We start from the raw sequence: 16,700 nt of genomic DNA, 5'->3' as shown, positions 1-16,700 counted from the left end.
CGGTTTTTCGATTACATTTGCTCGTTTGCCCACGCGGCGGTTGAATGTAATCGGTTTAATACGAAAATAAAAGTACCGGAAAACGCGCCGCAGACTGGATTTTGACAAAAAAAGACCCACCGCCCCCAAAAAACGTTTCGTTTTTTTTGAAAAAGGGAAGACTATGGGGTAGGATTTAGTTGCACGCTATATCCTAACTGCTGGATATATTGCACATACCGATCCAACCTGTTTTTCTTGGACGTCTCATCGCCTAGTGAGACGTCTATTTCTTGGTATGACCTCTTCTCCCGCATTAGGGCATGGAGGATTCGAATCAGCAAATGCGCAGTGGCGACGTTTGCTTTTTTATCGCCTCGTCTCTTCCGGATTCGTCGAAAGAATTGGCCGATCCGGTTCGAGGAGCGAGCGTTCGCCCAAGCCGCCTGACACAACGCCCCTTTCAGATGCTTGTTCCCTTGCATCGTTTTTGACTTTCTTCGCTTTCCCGCACTTTCGTTGTTCCCTGGACACACTCCCGCCCATGAAGCAAACTGCGCATCACTCGGGAACATCTCCGCGACATGCGGCCCCACTTCGGCAAAAATGGTCACGGCAGACGTCCGCTCAATTCCCGGAATGGAGTCAAGGTACGGTTCTGCCTTCGCCTCGATTCGCGCTTCCAGTTCCGTGATTCTTTTCTCCAAATAGACCAAGTGGTCCCAGTGGTCTCGAATCATCTCCCGATGATGACGGCGCAACTTGCCATTGAGCGCGTCGAGTAGCTGCGGAACTTTCTGTTTTAAACGGGTTTTGACCAGGTTTTTAACGGTCACTTCGTCCACGACCTCGCCGTCCATGATCTTCTGGAGCAGGCCCCGTCCCGAAACCCCATAGAGATCGGACATAAAGGTGGTCAGCTTGATGTTGGCATCCTGAAGGATTTTGTGAATGCGGTTTTTCTCCGCCGTCACCGCCTGCACCATCTTACTCCGGTAACGGGTCAAATCCCGCAAATCCCGGATGTCTTGTTCTGGCACCATACTGCCTTCAATGAGCCCGCAACGGTGCAATTGCGCTAACCAGCGCGCATCTTGCATGTCCGTTTTTCGACCCGGCGTATTCTTTACCCGCCGGGCGTTGGCCAGGACGAGGTCACAACTGCCCTCTAAGATGTTCCATACCGGTTTCCATAACACGCCGGTACTCTCCATCACTACCTCCCGACACCCGTGTTCACTCAGCCAATCTTGCAGGCCTAGCAATTCTTTGGTTGTCGTCCCAAAGGTTTTCAGGTGACATTGGGGTTTCTGTTCGATCGGTCCTTTCATCACGCAGGCCACAACGGTTTCCTGGTGCACGTCCAGACCGGCGCAACACATACGTACAGCATCCATTCCTACCATCCTCCATCGTCAGTTTACAAATCATGCGCTCGAATGAGTGTAATTTAATACACGTACTTTTGGGGGCTACAATAGGCGATGCTCGAAAAGCGCAATAGAACGGTTTTTCGAACGGGGTATGTCCCAGTAACCGTTTCCGCCCTTTGATTTGTATATGTAGTGTTGACGACTCCAGCCTCATTTAGAATGGATGCGACGGATGCCACCCACTTATTTTCATTCCTGGGGGTGACAAGGCCTCTGTCTTGTCATGACTGTTTTTCGATTACATTTGCTCACTTGCCCACGCGGCGGTTGAATGTAATCGGTTTTTCGATTACATTTGCTCATGTGGCTTCTTCGCCCATTAAAAACGCCTGTAGTCTAATGACCACAGGCGCTTCACAAACATTACTCGGCGGATTCACTCTTCATTGAACGCTAAACCCGCATCCCAAGCAATCATAGTAAAAATACCTATTCTTCATCTCCCTACCTGCCATCCCCCACCCCAGGCATCACGCCCTTACGGAACTGCAGCGGGGATACGCCGGTATGCTTCTTGAAGGCCGTGCTGAAATAATGCTGGCTCTCGTATCCGGACTGCTCCGCTACCTCGCTGATGCTCAGGTCCGTTGCGTGCAGCAGCTGTGCGGCCCGGCGGATGCGGGTCTGCGTCAGGAAAGAGCCGAACGATTCGCCCAGCTCCTGCTTGAACAGGCGGCTCAGGTAGACGGGGGAGGCCTGGAGCAAACCCGCTGTCCCCTCTAGCGTCAGCCCGCATTCGCTGTAATGCTCCTGGATGTGCTGCTTCGCCCGGCGGACCAGTGGGGATAGCGGCTGCTCCTTAGCCAGCGCCACCCGGCAGCTGCGGTAGACCGCCCCCAGCTCCGTAAGGTCGCCCTCAACGTGGCGGATACCGGCTTCGACGGCGATTTTGAGCGTGGTGCGCACCGCCTCCTCCACTCCGGCCAGCGCCCGCTCGCCCGCAGCATCCCATAGCAGAATGACAATCAGACCGGCCGTGTCACGGAAGATCACCCGGGAATACGGCTCCAGCAGCTCCGCAGCAATATTCTCCATGGCGAACAGGAAAAGCTGCCGTTCCGTCTCCTTCATACGCGGCTGGCGGCCTTCCCATCTCCAGCGGATGATGCCGAGCAGCTCGGGCCGCTCAGGCGGCAGCCGCAGGAACAGCAGCTGCTCCCGGATCTCGGCCGCGCTCAGGTTCCCGTCGAGCCATTCCTGGCAGAAGCGCTCGCGCAGCAGCGGGAAGCTCTTCTGCAGCTGCCGGGAGGACTGCTCCAGATGCCGGCTCTGCCGCTGCTCCGACTCCAGCCTGTCGCGGACCCCCCTCAGCACCTCCATCAATTGCTTCGGCTCCGCCGGCTTAAGAATATAATCATTCACCTGCAGGCGGATCGATTCCTGGGCATAAGCGAATTCATCATGGCCGGTGATGACAATAATTCTGCAGCCGGGCAGCTGCTCTCTCAGCCGCTTCATCAGCTCCATTCCATGCATAATCGGCATGTTCAGATCGACCAGCGCAATATGGATAGCCTGCGCTACGGCCAGCTCCAGCGCTTCCTCCCCGTCCTCTGCTTCGGCAACCACCTCCATGCCCAGACCCTCCCAGTCGACGCATTGCCGGATACCATCTCGGATAATCCCCTCATCATCGGCTATCATTACTCTCCATTTGTCCAGCACGGTTATCCTCCTCTTCCCACATTCTTCACCGGTATATTCTCCCGGACCACCGGATGACGGACTGTGACCACAGTCCCCTTGTCCGGCTCACTCTCAATTTCAAGACCGTAAGGCGCCCCATAGGTCAGTCTGATCCGCGCTTGTACATTCAAAATACCGTAGCCGCTACCAGCGGCGCTCTGCACCGGAGTCTCCGGCTCAGCAGGCTCCTGTTCGCGGGTTCCCACCGCTTCCAGCCGCTGCTTCAACTCCCGGAGCCGGTCTGCGGGAATCCCCGCGCCATCATCGCTTACCGTAAGGTAGAGTGTATTCTCCCGCTCCGTAACCTGAATGGTGAGATGCCCGGGACCGCGGCGCTCTTTAATGCCGTGATAGATAGCATTCTCCACCATCGGCTGCAGCAGCAGCTTGAGCACGTACAGCTCCTGGAGCTGCGGCTCTACTTCGATGGAATAAGTCAGCTTGGAGCTGTAGCGGACATGCTGAATTTTCAAATAGCTGTGAATATGCTCCAGCTCATCAGCGAGCGGAATGATATCGCTGCCCTTGCTCAGTCCGAGCCGGAACAGCTTCGAGAGGGATTGCACCACCTCGGCAATATCCTCCGCCCCCTTGCTGCGGGCCATCCAGTGGATGGTATCCAGCGTATTGTAGAGAAAATGCGGCTTAATATGCGCCTGAAGACTGCGCAGCTCAGCCTCGCGCTTCTGCCGCGCCTGCAGCTCCGTCAGCGACAACAGCCGCCCGATTTGGGCCAGCATCGTATTGAAGCTGCGGCCGAGCAGCCCGATCTCATCGGAGCGGTTCCCCCAGTACCGGATGGTCAGGTCACCGGACTGCGCTTTGCTCATGAAGGAGGCTAACTGCCCGATCGGACGGGAGATGGAGTACGCCAGATAGAACGAAGCCGTCATGCCCAGCATACAGACCACAAACACAAAGGTTACCACATTGAATGTGATTTCCCGCACCCCATAAGCGGATTCATCCATCGGGAACACCCCCATTGTGGTCCAGCCGGTGAACGGCGAGGTCCGGTAGATGAGCTGCAGCCGCCGGCCGTCTACGGTCTCTGAGGTGATCCCGGACGGCTCGGTGAACAGGCCTGCCGGAATTTTGCGCAGCAGCGGGTGTTGAGGGGCATAGATCAGCTCTCCATTATTGTCTACTACCGTAAGGTAGCCGGTCTTGCCTAGCGTTACATCCCGGGCAGTCTCCGCAATGACCCGCAGCTTCAGATCCACCAGCACTACGCCCTGCACAACCTGTGTTTCCGGATTGACAATCGCCCTTACCGCCGAGACCACCTCGCTCTCCTTGTAATCCGCATGTGAGCGGACCGCCCGGCCGTAAGGATGGCCGACGATGAGGAATATCCCTTTATTCTCCGCAGCCTGCTTGTACCAGGACTCTTCTGTAAGCTGCGTACCGGAGCGGGCATACATCTCGTTGCTGATGAACGCCCCTTCCCGGTTAACCAGCATAATGCCGGCAACCTCGGAGCTGAGTGTCGTGAAGCCCTGCAGAAATTTGCGGATGTTATATTCAGCCGATTCACCGTTTCCCGCTGCCGGTCCGGACTGTACCGTGCCGGCCCCGTTCTTAAGGAAGTTCTGCACCCCCGGATCGAAGGAGATGAGATAGGTGATTTTCTGCAGATTCTCCACATCGCTCTCTATGGCCGTATTCACCTTGCGGATGAGCTGCATGGTATTCTCGTTGCTCTGCTCCTCCACGATCCGGTCCACCGTCCAGCCAATCAGGAAGCCCAGGCCGATGGCAGGCAGAATGCTGATCAGCAAAAAGTGAATAATCAGCTTATAGCGGATCGGCATATTATTGAGCTTCAGCTTTTCCATGTTCCCGCTGACCCTGCGCATCACTGGTTCCCCCTCTGCGGCATTCGCAAGCTGCTATTTGGCATAATAATTCTCCACGTTCTGCCGCGTGACCACATCAATTCCGGTATCTACCGAATCGGGGACAGGCAGGGGCTTGTTATTGGTATAGGCCTCAGGGTCTGCTGCCAGATCACGGTGCAGATGGAACAGCTCGGTCAGCGACCAGTACCCCATGTTCCAGGTCCCTTGGGCCATGGTAGCGGCAATCTTGCCCTGCTTCACCAGATCAAGTGTGCCTTTATCCGTATCAAAGCTGATGATCTGCGGGGCCGGACCGCCGCTGCGCACTGCATCAACCGCCTCCGCTACGCCGATGCCCCCATTGGACTCTGTAGCGAAAATCCCGGCAAGCCGCGGATAGCCAGCCAGCAGCTGCTCGGCGGCTTCTCTGGACGCCACCTGATCTCCCCGCCCGTCCTTAACCGCCACCAGCTTCATCTGCGGATACCTGCTGCGGATCGTATCGGTGAAGCCCTCTGTCCGCTCCTGGTGATTATGCTGATCCGGTGTGGTAATAATGGCAACCTCCCCTGTACCGCCGGTCAGCTCGGCCATCTTGTGCGCCGCCTGGGTTCCGGCCTTATAATTATCCGTTCCCAGGAACGAGTATGCCTTGCTGTCCGGCGCTCCCGAATCAAACAGCACCACCGGAATCCCGCTTTCCACCGCCTTATTGATCGTTGCAGTGAGCAGCTTGGAATTCACGGCCGAAATCGCAATCCCCGCCGGCTTCTTGGCGATGGTCTGCTCCAGCACGGTCATCTGCTCGCTTGCATTATGCTGGGTCGAGCCATGGTACTCGACAGAGACGTTAAGCTCCTCAGCGGCATCCTCGAAGCCCTTCAGCACGCTTTTCCAGTAGTCAATGCCCAGCTGGAAGGTGACCATCACATATTTATCTTCAATATTCCCGCGCAGCCCGGCGGTCTCCCACGGGTCGGCCGAATCACTCTGCTGCTTGTAATTCAGCACATAGATCACGAAGATTCCAATCAGTAACACATAGACCAGCCAGAGCTTTTTCATAATTGTAACCCCTTTCAAAAACCTAAAAATCGGCAGCTTTACCGCACTTCTTCCACAACACCAATCCAGTCTAATCTCAGGGAAGCCATTTCGTCAATTACGCTTTGAAATCCGGATTTGCTGCGACATTTTATGTCGTACCAGCTGCTTTATACTGGACAAGTACCATCAAATAAACGAAATGAGGATTACGAACATGCCAAAAACCAAACGCGGACGGGTACTCTGGACCCTTCCCTCCCGTGGGCGCGGCACCTGCCCGGTCTGCGGTTCCACTAGAATCAAGCTGCTCTATACCAAAATAAAATCCGACGGCACCGCCCTGAAGGTCTGCAAGCGCTGCGACAAAGCCGCGCAGGTTAGAGTAGACGCAGCAACCCGCTAGATTGGCATAAGGATGCCCCTGCTTCATGCTTCGTGCATGGATGCCGGGCAGCATCCTTGTTTCTTTTCGAAGGAGCGGTCTTTCTGGCCTTAAAAGTCTTCACCAGCTATACTGGAAGCTGACAGGAAGGAGCGGGAGAAGCATGAGCCATATTCACCGGATTCAGTGGTTTGACCAGCAGATCCGCCAGCTGGCGTATCCGAACAGCAGTAAGCTGGCTGAGCAGTTCGAGATTTCCAGGCGCCAGGCGCAGCGGGATATTGAATATCTGGCGGAATCGCTGCGGGCCCCGCTCCGGTATGTAGCGAAGCAGCGCGGATATATCTATGAGGATAACAGCTTCGTTCTCCCCCATCTGTACATTACAGACGAGGAGCAGCGGGTGCTGAAATATTTGGCTTACCGGTACAGCCATTATGATTATGAGAACGCCCAGTCGATCCGCAAGGTCGGAGATCTGCTTGAGCGCTTCACGGAACAGCCTCTTGCGGAGAGGGAGCTGAAGCTGCCTGTATTTGAAGTGAATCCTCACCGCTTGCAGGTCATGGAGATGCTGGAGCAGGCGATCCGGGCCCGCAGGGTGCTCCACGTTCTCTACCGGAACGGCCAGGACACGCCGCAGGAGCTGTATCTCTGTCCTTTGCAGCTGAGCCGCCGGGTAGAGGATGATTATCTGGTGGCTGCTGTGGAGGGAGACGGACGGAGTGAATATTACAGCCTGTCCGGCATCCGCCAGCTAACGCTGACCGGCAGGGTCTTCACCCCTGGAGAGGATGGCCCTGAAGCACCGGTGGAGCAGACCAGACCCTTGAAGCCATTCACGGCGAGAATCCGTATGAACAGTTTGCCTCTGGACAGCTCATGGGACGGTTACAAGCTCCGCGCCGCCGCCGAAGATGTCTATGAGGTTGATTTTTATGATACCCGCGCGTTCATCGCACAATTACTCCGCGCAGAGTGGATTGCCGTCCTGGCCCCCAAATGGCTGAAGGACAAGCTCCGCAGCATCTGTGAGGCAACGTTGAAACGGCTGGAGGAACAGGAGAATGAACAGTGAGCAAGCGATCAGGCGTAATTCTTGACGTTCAGATGAAGCGGGAATCGAAATCTTTTACCGATGCGCTCTATGCCGTAACGACTGCCGCCGGATTATTCGAGGGTCCAAAATTCATGCTCTCCGGCCTAAGCGGCATGGCCTTCAAATTCACCGTACATGAGAAGCTTCTCCCCATGTCTGTTACAGCTTACGGACAGTGGGGCACAGAGCATCGCCGGGCTGTCGATAATCTCGGGATCTTCTTGCTGGATGACGGCGGGAGAATTAGACATGCTTCGTTCGGGGAGTACCAGCGGATCGCTATTGACAATGTGAAGCAGAGTCTCGACCGCGGCCTGGCCTGCATCTACTGGATACCGGAATTCGGCGTAATTCATGGTTATGATGAGGAGGACGGCGTGTTCTATGTACAGGACGGCTGGTCCGGCGAGACACAGATTGTGCTGTATGATAACTTCGGCCTTAACTTCACGCCCTTTTGGGACTGTATGTTTGTCGGAGAGCGGGTGAAGATTCCGCTGCAGGATGCTGTACTTGAATCGCTTCGGCTTGCACTGGAGGATTGGGAGACTTCACACAAAACACTTCCTGACGTAAGCCTTGGTTCAGGCCGCCTGGCCTACAGTTTCCTGATTCGTGCGCTTCAGCAGGGCGGATTTGACAGCTTCGGCGCTGTCTACATCCTCGAATCCTACCAGACATCGCGGATTGAGATCTCCGCTTATCTGCAGGAGGTTCAGTCTGTATTGCCGGGGCTGGAGGAGGTTCAGCGCTTGTATGCTGAGCTGGTGGAAGAACTGGGCGGACCGCTGGCTGCTGCAATTCAGGAAGAGAGCGGCCGCAAGCTGCTGGTGCAGGATCAGCTTCCTGCTCTCTGTGCTGCTTTGGAGAAGGCATTGGAGCTGGAGGAACGGGCCATGGGGCGGGTCAAAATAATTTCCGGACAGTACCCGGACCTGAAGCGGTCCACGCTGCCGAGATGGGGGGTGCATACCGCACGATGAAGGACCACCATAATAAGCACGTATCTGCCGTAGTGGATCATCCGTGTGTTCCGCTCTATTTTGCAGATGCCATGCACCAGGTCCTGTCGGCCAAAGGCTGGTTCACGCTGTCGAGGCCGATGCTGGCCGGAATGACGGCCTTATGCTTCCGCCTGTCTGTGCACAGACAGCTTCACCCGGATTCTGCTACGGCATATAACTGGGCGGCTGAACATTACGTAGCTGCAGATCTGATCGGCATTATCGCCAGCCAGGGTGCAGGCTTTAACTTCAGCCCCACCTTCCCTCTCTATCAGAGGCAGGCCATTACGGCAATCCGCCAATCCCTTGAACAAGGCACCGGGGTGGTCTGCTGGAAGGACCGTTTCGTGGTGATTACCCGTTGTGATGATGAGCGGCAGCTTTTCTATTACAGGGAAAATACGTCTGCCGCTGAGCTGGAGCTGCCTTACGATCAATTCGGAAGGAATGAATCACCTTATTGGTATGGCCAGATCTATGAAGGTCAGATCCGGAAGGATATCGTTCAGGTGATCAGAGAGTCCTTCATTCAGGCGGTGTACAAGGCAGAGGTTCATGATCCGATGCTGCCGGAAGCGCATTATGCCTGCGGCCTGAAGGCCTATGATGCCATGCTGGAAGCCCTGGCGGACAAGACCTATGATACTGCCGGAGCCTATGAGACGCTGATCTTCTATGCAGGATTGAAACAGGACACTGCTGCCTACGCAAGGGAAGCCTGCCAGTATTGGCCAGAAGTTGATGGCGTTGCAGAACATTATGCGGCTCTGACTGCTGTCTATAATGAAATTACCGTCACTCTTAACAAAAAGCCTGTACATGCGCCAGCGGCTCCAGGTTCCATTGATGCTGACTCCCTGCTCCCGCTCCTCCGGGAAGCCAAGCGTATCGAGACCGCAGCGATCCAGTCCATCCGCCATCTGCTCCGTGAGCCGATCGAGAACCGATTCCATGATATCGGACTGCGCTGACCTTCCCGCTTCACGGTTAGAACATCAGCTTCGCCGCATACTGCTCCCCTTCGAGCAGGTCATATTGAATCAGGCGGTAGTCGTCCAGCAGCGCCTGCTGCTCCGGAGTCAGCTCCTTCAGGATGCCGCTGTCACCCGGTCCGATCAGCACCTGCTTGCTCAGGCCCGGAACGGCTTCGCGCACCCGCTCCAGCAGCTTGTAGTAGGCGGGCAAGGTCTGGCCTGACAGCTTGAAGACTGCGGGACCCAGGAAGGCTGGGCTCAGGCTGCCCAGCGGCTCTTTTCCAATATCGAAGTTCGCCAGAATCATAAGCTGGGTCTCATGCTTCAGCCGCGGCTGCTGGTCCCAGCCTGCTTCTGTATAGATTCCGGCCGAGAGTGCCGGCAGATGGTCTCCCCAGAAGACCGCAATGGTTGGACGCTTAATTGTCAACAGCTCCTGCTGCAAATAGGCCAGCGCCTCATCCGTCAGCTTGGCGTCCTGCATATAGGTCTCCAGCTCATCCTTCTGTTCCGGCAGTCCGCCTTGGACGGTGATGGTGTTCGGTCCGTTCAGCCCTTTGGTGAACGGAAAATGATTCTGCATCGTCACCAGATGCAGGAAAGCAGGGCCGGAGGCTGCTTTGAGCTGGCTGACCGCCTCATCAACCGCGGCCTTATCCGAGATATATCCTTCCGGGGTCAGGCGGGCCGCATCCGGCAGATCCTTCTCGCTGGTGAAGCGGCCGAAGCCGAGCATAGGATAGACACGGTTGCGGTTGTAGAAGGTCTCATCGAACGGATGCAGCGCCAGCGCCTCATAGCCTCTGTCCTTCAGAATACTGACGATGGACGGCAGGGAGGACATTTTGACCAGTCGCTGCTGATAGGGAATCGTTCCATCTCCCAGGAAATACATCGACAGCCCGGTCAGCGCCTCGAATTCCACATTGGCTGTATTGCCGCCGAATTCCGGGGACAGCAAATAACCGGACGGGGTCTGCTCCGCCGCCCCATGGATGAATGTCAGCGGATCTTCACTCAGGGTATACCCGGGCAGACGGGTGGGATCAAAGAACGCCTCATTCATCATAAACAGAATGTTCGGCTGTTCGTCCAGGCCGGCCTGCACCGGCGCATCCGGCAATGCCGCATACTTGGCGGCCACCGTCTCCACTGCCTCACGGCTGTAGCCCGCCGGCTTCTCCATCAGGCTCTGCCGCAGATTCCCGGCGAAGGCGTACACGAATCCGTTCTGTGTATAATTGACCTTCTGGTTCCAGAAGATATTCTGGTAATTCATAGCTGCCACAACCGGGGATTGGCTGCTGACCAGCACGAGGAAGTACGCGCTCAGCCCCACAGATATCCCGCCGAGCACGGCCCGCAATGGAAAGCTGATCCGGTTCTTCGGCAGCTTAACAATCAGATAGACCAGACCGGCAACCAGCGCAGCAGCAACAATAATTGCAACCGGTGAGATCATCCCGCTGGTAATCTTGCTCATCCCTTCAGCATTCTTCAGCAGCATCAGGTCCCACGGAAACAGCGGCTCCCCGCGCGTCGCCAGCTTCTGATCACTGGCGATGCCAAGCAGCAGGAACAACAGACTGACCACAGCCGGTCCCGCATAGGTATTCGGCACAATCACAGAGCTTAGCAGCAGGACACAGAAAATAAACAAGCTTCCACTCATATATAGCAATGGATTGGTGCCAATCCACTCCAGCGCCTGAGACAGATTCATACGGAACGTAGCCGTCTGCAGAAAGAAATTCAGACCGAACCCCACAGCCAGCAGAACAATCAGCAAATACAATAAACGCTTAGTAGGCAATAATCGCAACAAATCCATCCACTCCTAACTGTTAAAGGAGTAGTATACGCCTTTTTGCTTAAAACCGCCTTAAAATTCAGCATCCAAAACCAGAAAAAAGAGAGCAGCGCTGATGCTGCTCTCTTTGCTCTTCCTACTCTCTTCTCACAGAGATAGCTTGAATTAGTAATTTTACACTTAGGGTAGAGTGATGGAGGAGAAGTTTGAACTGTAGGAGCGATAGCGTTCGCCTTTAGGGTTGTATTTCTACTGCGAACAGCAGTTTAAATCAGGAAATACAAACCTAACAGCGACCGGAAGTCAAACATTCTCTGTAGTCACGGTTGAGCCCTAAGTGGGTTTTACTTGTTCGAGCTATCTCCCCTACTTCACATATAGACGGCTGCTCTCCTCCCAATACTCGCCCGGCTCCAGACCGAACAGGCCGATATCATCCGCCGGCAGATCTACCTTAGGTGCGTTCACCAGGTTGATCTGCGGCTCAGGGCAGAAGAAGCCTTCAGTCGCGCCGTTGTTCCAGATCATCCACTGCTTGTAGGAGGTGCCGACATCATACACCAGGGTAACCCCGGCCTTGCTGTCAGTCAGCTCCATCCGGTTGCGGCCGTTCTGGGCGGCAGCGGTATAGTGGTTGTCCATCGAGGCATAGAACGGATACACGCCTTCCCCTTTCATCGCCAGCTCATCCGCAGTCAGCTCCTGGAACTTGCCGGTCGGCAGCATCCGGTCGCTCAGCTCCCAGCGGTCCCCGATGGTCAGCTTGACACGGTAATCCTGGGCTGTGCTGCCTGGTGCGAACGGCGCATTCACCGCCGTGTGGAAGGCAAGCAGACAAGGCATCCGCACATCACCGTCGTTGTGAACCAGCAATTGCTGGGACAGGCCGGCTTCGCCGAGCGTATAGCGTAGCTTCACGGTGTATTTGAACGGCAGATATTGATAGGACGGGTGATTCTCATCCACCTTGATGGATACAGTGACGAAGCTTTCGCTTACGCCGCTGCCGAATTCCTCTACTTCCCATGCTGCTGTATGTAGGAAGCCGTGCAGATGGTTCCCGGTGGCGGGTTCATTGACCGGCAGGTGGTAGGTCTTACCCTCCCAAGGGAATTCTCCATCCTCGTAACGGTTAGGCGGAAATAATACCGGAATGCCGTGAATGCCGGGATTGGCTTTGAACGCTTCCATCTCTTCCGCGCCAGGCTCATGCAGGAAACGGTAACCGCTCTCAGTATCGCGGAAGCAGATCAGATTGCCTCCGATCCCGGGCAGAATGGCAGCCTCATAACGTCCGGCCTTCAGCCAGACCGCTGCTTCTCCCTCATAGTGTCCTTCAAAAGCTGTAATTGATGCCATTACATTAATCTCCTTCCATAAGTTCAAAATGACTCTCTCCTAGATAGAGTACCACATCTGCCGGAATGGCAACATGTCATTTTTACAGCTGCTCAACTTCGACGCTCATGACATGCTCAATTTTTTTGACATCATAGTAGATTTCTGTCGCATACTCCTTATCCGGTGCGGAGACGACCATATCGATCAGCTGCCGTCCGTCGTCGAGATCCTTGATCTTCATCCGCCGGATGGTCCGTCCGGTCTTGCGCGCTTTGCGCGTGTCGGCGATAGCGTGCCGCTGCTCAATCTTCTGAATGACATCGGTAAGAATATAGTTCGGTTCCATGATAATCTTAATGGAGATCTCATGTTTGTTCAGCACCTCGGGTCCGATCGCTTTGATCAGATAAGGCACGGCGTTCACCGCGAACATCAGCAGCACCACCGCATAGCCCGCCTCTACATAAAAGCCCGCGCCAACCGCGATCCCGATGCCGGAAGCCGTCCAGATCAGCGCCGCCGAGGTCAGCCCGGAGATGGCATCCCCGCCCCGGCGCAGAATGACGCCTGCCCCCAGGAACCCGATTCCGCTGACAATCTGCGCCGCCAGGCGCATCGGGTCCATGCTCGGATGCTCCGGTCCGCCGAATTTGTCATAGGCATGTATCGAGACAAGCGTAACGAGACAGCTGGCGATACTGATGACCATACTGGTCCGGATTCCCAGCGGCTTCTGCTTCAATTGCCGGTCAATCCCGATGAACAGCCCGAACAGCATGGCCACCAGCAGTTTAATAATTGCTTCAGTGTGTAACAGGTCCATATCTATGAATGCTTCCTCCTTCTTCGCCGCCATGGCACTTAGATCAGTATACCTGAAAAGCACCGCAAACTTCACCTCAATTTACAGTTCCGGCAACAAGAAACGGACCGCCGCTCCTGCTGGCCGGAGCCCGGGGCAGCAACTGCCCGCGGGTCCGGCCATGGAACACTGTCCGCTTCGGCCAAGACTTTACATTATTCATCCTATGAACAATTGACAGCTTCTAGAAGAATCAGCCGTGCAGCAGCGACTCTGCCCCGTCACAGAAGATTTCGGTTCCGCTGATATGATCCGAATCCTCCGAGGCCAGGAACAGCGCCAGCTTGGCTACCTGATCCGGACGTCCGGGTCCCTTCTCCAGCGGCTGGCCGCCGTCCGGGAATTCCACCTGAATCTGTACTTCCTTCAGATCATCGGAAGGATAGGTATTATCGTCAATATTCGTAGTGATGGCTCCCGGACAGATGGCGTTGACGCGGATTTTGTACTGGGCCAGCTCCAGCGCCGCCATTTTCATGAATGCGACCTGTCCGGCCTTCGTTGTGCTGTAGGCGGAGAACCCGATGTTGGAGAACACCCGGTTGCCGTTAATGGAGCTGTTGATCAGAATGCTGCCGCCCTTCTCCTTCAGATGGGGAATGGCATATTTGACGGTGGCGAAGGTCCCCCGCAGATTAATCTGAATCGTCTGGTCCCAGGCCTCGATATCCATCGTCTCAATCGGAGTCATCGCCCCGTTGATCCCGGCATTGGCGAAGACAATATCCAGTTGTCCATACTTGCTGACAACCTCCTTCACGGCATGCTCGACCTGCTGCGGCTCGGCAATATCGCACTCAAATACAGTGGCTACGCCGCCTTCCCGGCGGATCTGCGCAGCCACCTCCTCCGCATTCTCTACCGTCCGGTCCAGCAATGCCACCTTGGCCCCGTTCCTTGCGAACTCCAGTACCGATGCCCGGCCAATGCCCGAGCCGCCTCCTGTAACGATTGCCACTTTACCCTCCAGTTTCTTCGCAGTCATATGCAGTCGCCTCCTAAGGTCTGTGTGGTTCAGTCCAGTTCTTCCTTAACTTTACCCGCATCCCGCATGTTGAATCGGTATGTCCCTTATATTGTGCCCGGTTCCTGCACCCATAGCATAAATCCCCCGCACAAGAACAAAATCACCCTAAAGGATAGATGAATAAGATTACCTTGACTCAAACACAATGTATGCTGTTTTTCACATACTTTTGGACCATACGTCTGCTTGCGAACACAATGTATACTGTTTTTCACATACATTTGGTCCATATGTCTGCATGCGAGCACAATGTATGCTGTTTTTCACATACATACAGGCCGTATGCCTGCTTGCGAATACAATGTATGTTGTTTTTCACATACATTCAGCCTTCAGTCACATTTAGCATTAAGCCACTCTACGAATTTTCCCAAGAACTCTTATTCACAAATGTACGCACACCTTTCCCACAGCAGGAAGAAACTATAGTTTCCTAATAAATCAAAAAAAGCTTGAGCCGCAGCCCGTACAAACCGGCAGCGCCTCAAGCCCTCTTCATTCGTTATCCCAGCATCATCCGGTCATCGGCCAGCTTGTGGCCGCTGATCGCTTCGAATTCGCCCAGCAGGCGCTCGACCGTCAGGTCCTTCTTGCGCTGCTCATCGAAATCGAGAATAATTGAGCCCTTGTCCATCATAATCAGGCGGTTGCCCAGCCGGATCGCCTGATCCATATTGTGCGTGACCATCAGCGTGGTCAGCTTCATCTCACGCACGATCGACTCCGTGAGCGTAGTAATCAGCTCGGCGCGCGAAGGGTCAAGCGCTGCCGTATGCTCATCCAGCAGCAGAATCTGCGGCTGGGTGAAGGTCGCCATCAGCAGGCTGAGCGCCTGCCGCTCGCCCCCGGACAGCAGCCCGACCTTGGCCCGCAGCCGGTTCTCCAGGCCGATGCCCAGCCGGCTGAGCTGTTCACGGAACACTTTACGCCTTGCCGCATTGACCCCGAACGATAGCCCGCGCGGCCGTCCGCGCTTGTAGGCCATGGCCAGATTCTCCTCAATCGTCATATGCGGCGCGGTCCCGGCCATCGGGTCCTGGAAGACCCGGCCGATCCAGCGCGCCCGCTGGTATTCGGCCAGATGGCTGATCGAGCTGCCTTCGATACGCGCTTCCCCGAGGTCCGGCTTCATCACACCGGAGATGATATTCATCAGCGTCGATTTGCCCGCCCCGTTGCTGCCGATGATCGTTACGAAATCTCCGGCGCGCAGCTCCAGGTCAATCCCGAGCAGGGCAACCTTCTCATCCGGCGAGCCGGGGTTGAACAGCTTCGAGACATTATCAAGCTTCAGCATTGGCGGCTCCTCCTCTCTTGCTGCGCTGGGCCAGCTCGGCAAGCTCGGCGGTCCGTTTGCGGGCCTGGCTCTTCTGCTTCATGAACCGCTGAACGGACGGGAACACCAGAGCAATAATAACGATAATAGCGGTAATCAGCTTCAGATCGGACGCCTTCAGCCAAGGCACCCGCAGCGCCATGGCGACGACAACCCGGTAGACAATCGAGCCGAGCACGACCGCCAGCGTCGCCCGGAAGACGTTCCCGGCGCCGAAGATCGCTTCCCCGATAATCACCGAGGCCAGACCAATGACGATCATCCCGATCCCCATCGATGAATCCGCGAACGAAGAATATTGGGCAATAAGCGCCCCGGAGAGCGCCACCATACCATTCGCCAGACTGATACCCAGAATGGTAGTGGTATCCGTATTCACCCCGAAGCTGCGGATCATCCGCGAATTGTCACCGGTAGCCCGCAGGGCCAGTCCGAGATCAGTGCGCAGGAACAGATCCATCAGGATTTTGACGATCAGCACGGCAAACGGCATCACGAGCAGCGGATTCATGGAGCTGAATACCGTATCGTCCCCCATCAGCGAGACATTGGGCCGGACCAGAATCCGCAGATTAATGGAATAGAGCGCGATCATCATCAGAATCCCCGAGAGCAGTCCATTGATCCTGCCTTTGGTGTGGAGCAGTCCGGTACACATGCCTGCCGCCATCCCTCCGAGCAGAGCGCACAGTGTGGCCAGCAGCGGGGAATAGCCGTGGGTAATCATAACTGCGGCAATAGCCCCTCCGGTGGTGAAGCTCCCGTCCACGGTCAGATCCGGGAAATCAAGAATCCGGAATGTAATATAGACCCCAAGGGCCATAAAAGCGTACAGCAAGCCCATTTCCAGGGCGCCGATCAGTGAATTGTACATCGCTG

Annotated in this window: 14 protein-coding genes; 4 read left to right on the top strand and 10 right to left on the bottom strand. The window is 55.5% G+C overall.

Annotation, left to right across the window (positions count from 1 at the left end):
- Window positions 1-161: 161 nt before the first annotated feature.
- From MHI24_RS29545 to MHI24_RS29530, 4 genes are all read right to left on the bottom strand, one after another.
- Window positions 162-1,376 carry an IS110 family transposase gene (locus MHI24_RS29545; protein ID WP_340023118.1) on the bottom strand — a complete coding sequence of 405 codons (1,215 nt, stop codon included), beginning with the start codon at window positions 1,374-1,376 and terminating at the stop codon, window positions 162-164.
- A 480-nt stretch (window positions 1,377-1,856) separates the two neighbouring features.
- The gene (locus tag MHI24_RS29540; RefSeq protein WP_340023117.1) at window positions 1,857-3,077 is read right to left on the bottom strand and encodes a response regulator; all 1,221 of its coding nucleotides are present in this window, start codon (window positions 3,075-3,077) and stop codon (window positions 1,857-1,859) included.
- A gap of 2 nt (window positions 3,078-3,079) precedes the next feature.
- Window positions 3,080-4,957 (bottom strand): sensor histidine kinase, encoded by a 1,878-nt coding sequence (locus MHI24_RS29535; protein WP_340023116.1) that lies wholly within the window; start codon window positions 4,955-4,957, stop codon window positions 3,080-3,082.
- A gap of 33 nt (window positions 4,958-4,990) precedes the next feature.
- Window positions 4,991-6,004 (bottom strand): substrate-binding domain-containing protein, encoded by a 1,014-nt coding sequence (locus MHI24_RS29530; protein ID WP_340023115.1) that lies wholly within the window; start codon window positions 6,002-6,004, stop codon window positions 4,991-4,993.
- A gap of 196 nt (window positions 6,005-6,200) precedes the next feature.
- Between MHI24_RS29530 and MHI24_RS29525 the strand changes: the two genes are divergently transcribed.
- From MHI24_RS29525 to MHI24_RS29510, 4 genes are all read left to right on the top strand, one after another.
- On the top strand, window positions 6,201-6,389 hold the full coding sequence (locus MHI24_RS29525) for a hypothetical protein (RefSeq protein ID WP_238649835.1): 189 nt from the start codon (window positions 6,201-6,203) through the stop codon (window positions 6,387-6,389).
- Between the two features lie 142 nt (window positions 6,390-6,531).
- Window positions 6,532-7,446, top strand: coding sequence for a WYL domain-containing protein (locus tag MHI24_RS29520; protein ID WP_340023114.1), 915 nt, complete (start codon window positions 6,532-6,534; stop codon window positions 7,444-7,446).
- On the top strand, window positions 7,443-8,450 hold the full coding sequence (locus tag MHI24_RS29515) for a hypothetical protein (RefSeq protein ID WP_340023113.1): 1,008 nt from the start codon (window positions 7,443-7,445) through the stop codon (window positions 8,448-8,450). Before MHI24_RS29520 ends, MHI24_RS29515 begins: the two co-directional genes overlap by 4 nt.
- Complete coding sequence (locus tag MHI24_RS29510; RefSeq protein ID WP_340023112.1) at window positions 8,447-9,442, top strand: hypothetical protein; 996 nt, start codon at window positions 8,447-8,449, stop codon at window positions 9,440-9,442. The genes MHI24_RS29515 and MHI24_RS29510 overlap by 4 nt, the downstream gene beginning before the upstream one ends.
- Before the next feature lie 16 nt (window positions 9,443-9,458).
- Here the strand turns inward: MHI24_RS29510 and MHI24_RS29505 are convergent, their stop codons facing one another.
- From MHI24_RS29505 to MHI24_RS29480, 6 genes are all read right to left on the bottom strand, one after another.
- Window positions 9,459-11,270, bottom strand: coding sequence for an LTA synthase family protein (locus tag MHI24_RS29505; RefSeq protein WP_340023111.1), 1,812 nt, complete (start codon window positions 11,268-11,270; stop codon window positions 9,459-9,461).
- A 351-nt stretch (window positions 11,271-11,621) separates the two neighbouring features.
- The gene (locus tag MHI24_RS29500; RefSeq protein ID WP_340023110.1) at window positions 11,622-12,614 is read right to left on the bottom strand and encodes an aldose 1-epimerase; all 993 of its coding nucleotides are present in this window, start codon (window positions 12,612-12,614) and stop codon (window positions 11,622-11,624) included.
- Window positions 12,615-12,696: 82 nt separating this feature from the next.
- Window positions 12,697-13,419: an MgtC/SapB family protein gene (locus MHI24_RS29495; protein WP_340023109.1), complete on the bottom strand. Its 723-nt coding sequence runs from the start codon at window positions 13,417-13,419 to the stop codon at window positions 12,697-12,699.
- A 232-nt stretch (window positions 13,420-13,651) separates the two neighbouring features.
- On the bottom strand, window positions 13,652-14,443 hold the full coding sequence (locus MHI24_RS29490; RefSeq protein WP_340023108.1) for an SDR family NAD(P)-dependent oxidoreductase: 792 nt from the start codon (window positions 14,441-14,443) through the stop codon (window positions 13,652-13,654).
- A 544-nt stretch (window positions 14,444-14,987) separates the two neighbouring features.
- Window positions 14,988-15,782 (bottom strand): ABC transporter ATP-binding protein, encoded by a 795-nt coding sequence (locus tag MHI24_RS29485; RefSeq protein ID WP_340023107.1) that lies wholly within the window; start codon window positions 15,780-15,782, stop codon window positions 14,988-14,990.
- Window positions 15,769-16,695, bottom strand: coding sequence for an ABC transporter permease (locus MHI24_RS29480; protein WP_340023106.1), 927 nt, complete (start codon window positions 16,693-16,695; stop codon window positions 15,769-15,771). The genes MHI24_RS29485 and MHI24_RS29480 overlap by 14 nt, the downstream gene beginning before the upstream one ends.
- Window positions 16,696-16,700: the final 5 nt, after the last annotated feature.

Origin of the sequence: Paenibacillus sp. FSL K6-1096, assembly GCF_037977055.1 — a bacterium.
GTDB lineage: Bacteria > Bacillota > Bacilli > Paenibacillales > Paenibacillaceae > Paenibacillus_AQ.
This window is presented reverse-complemented; position numbering and strand designations above follow the sequence as displayed.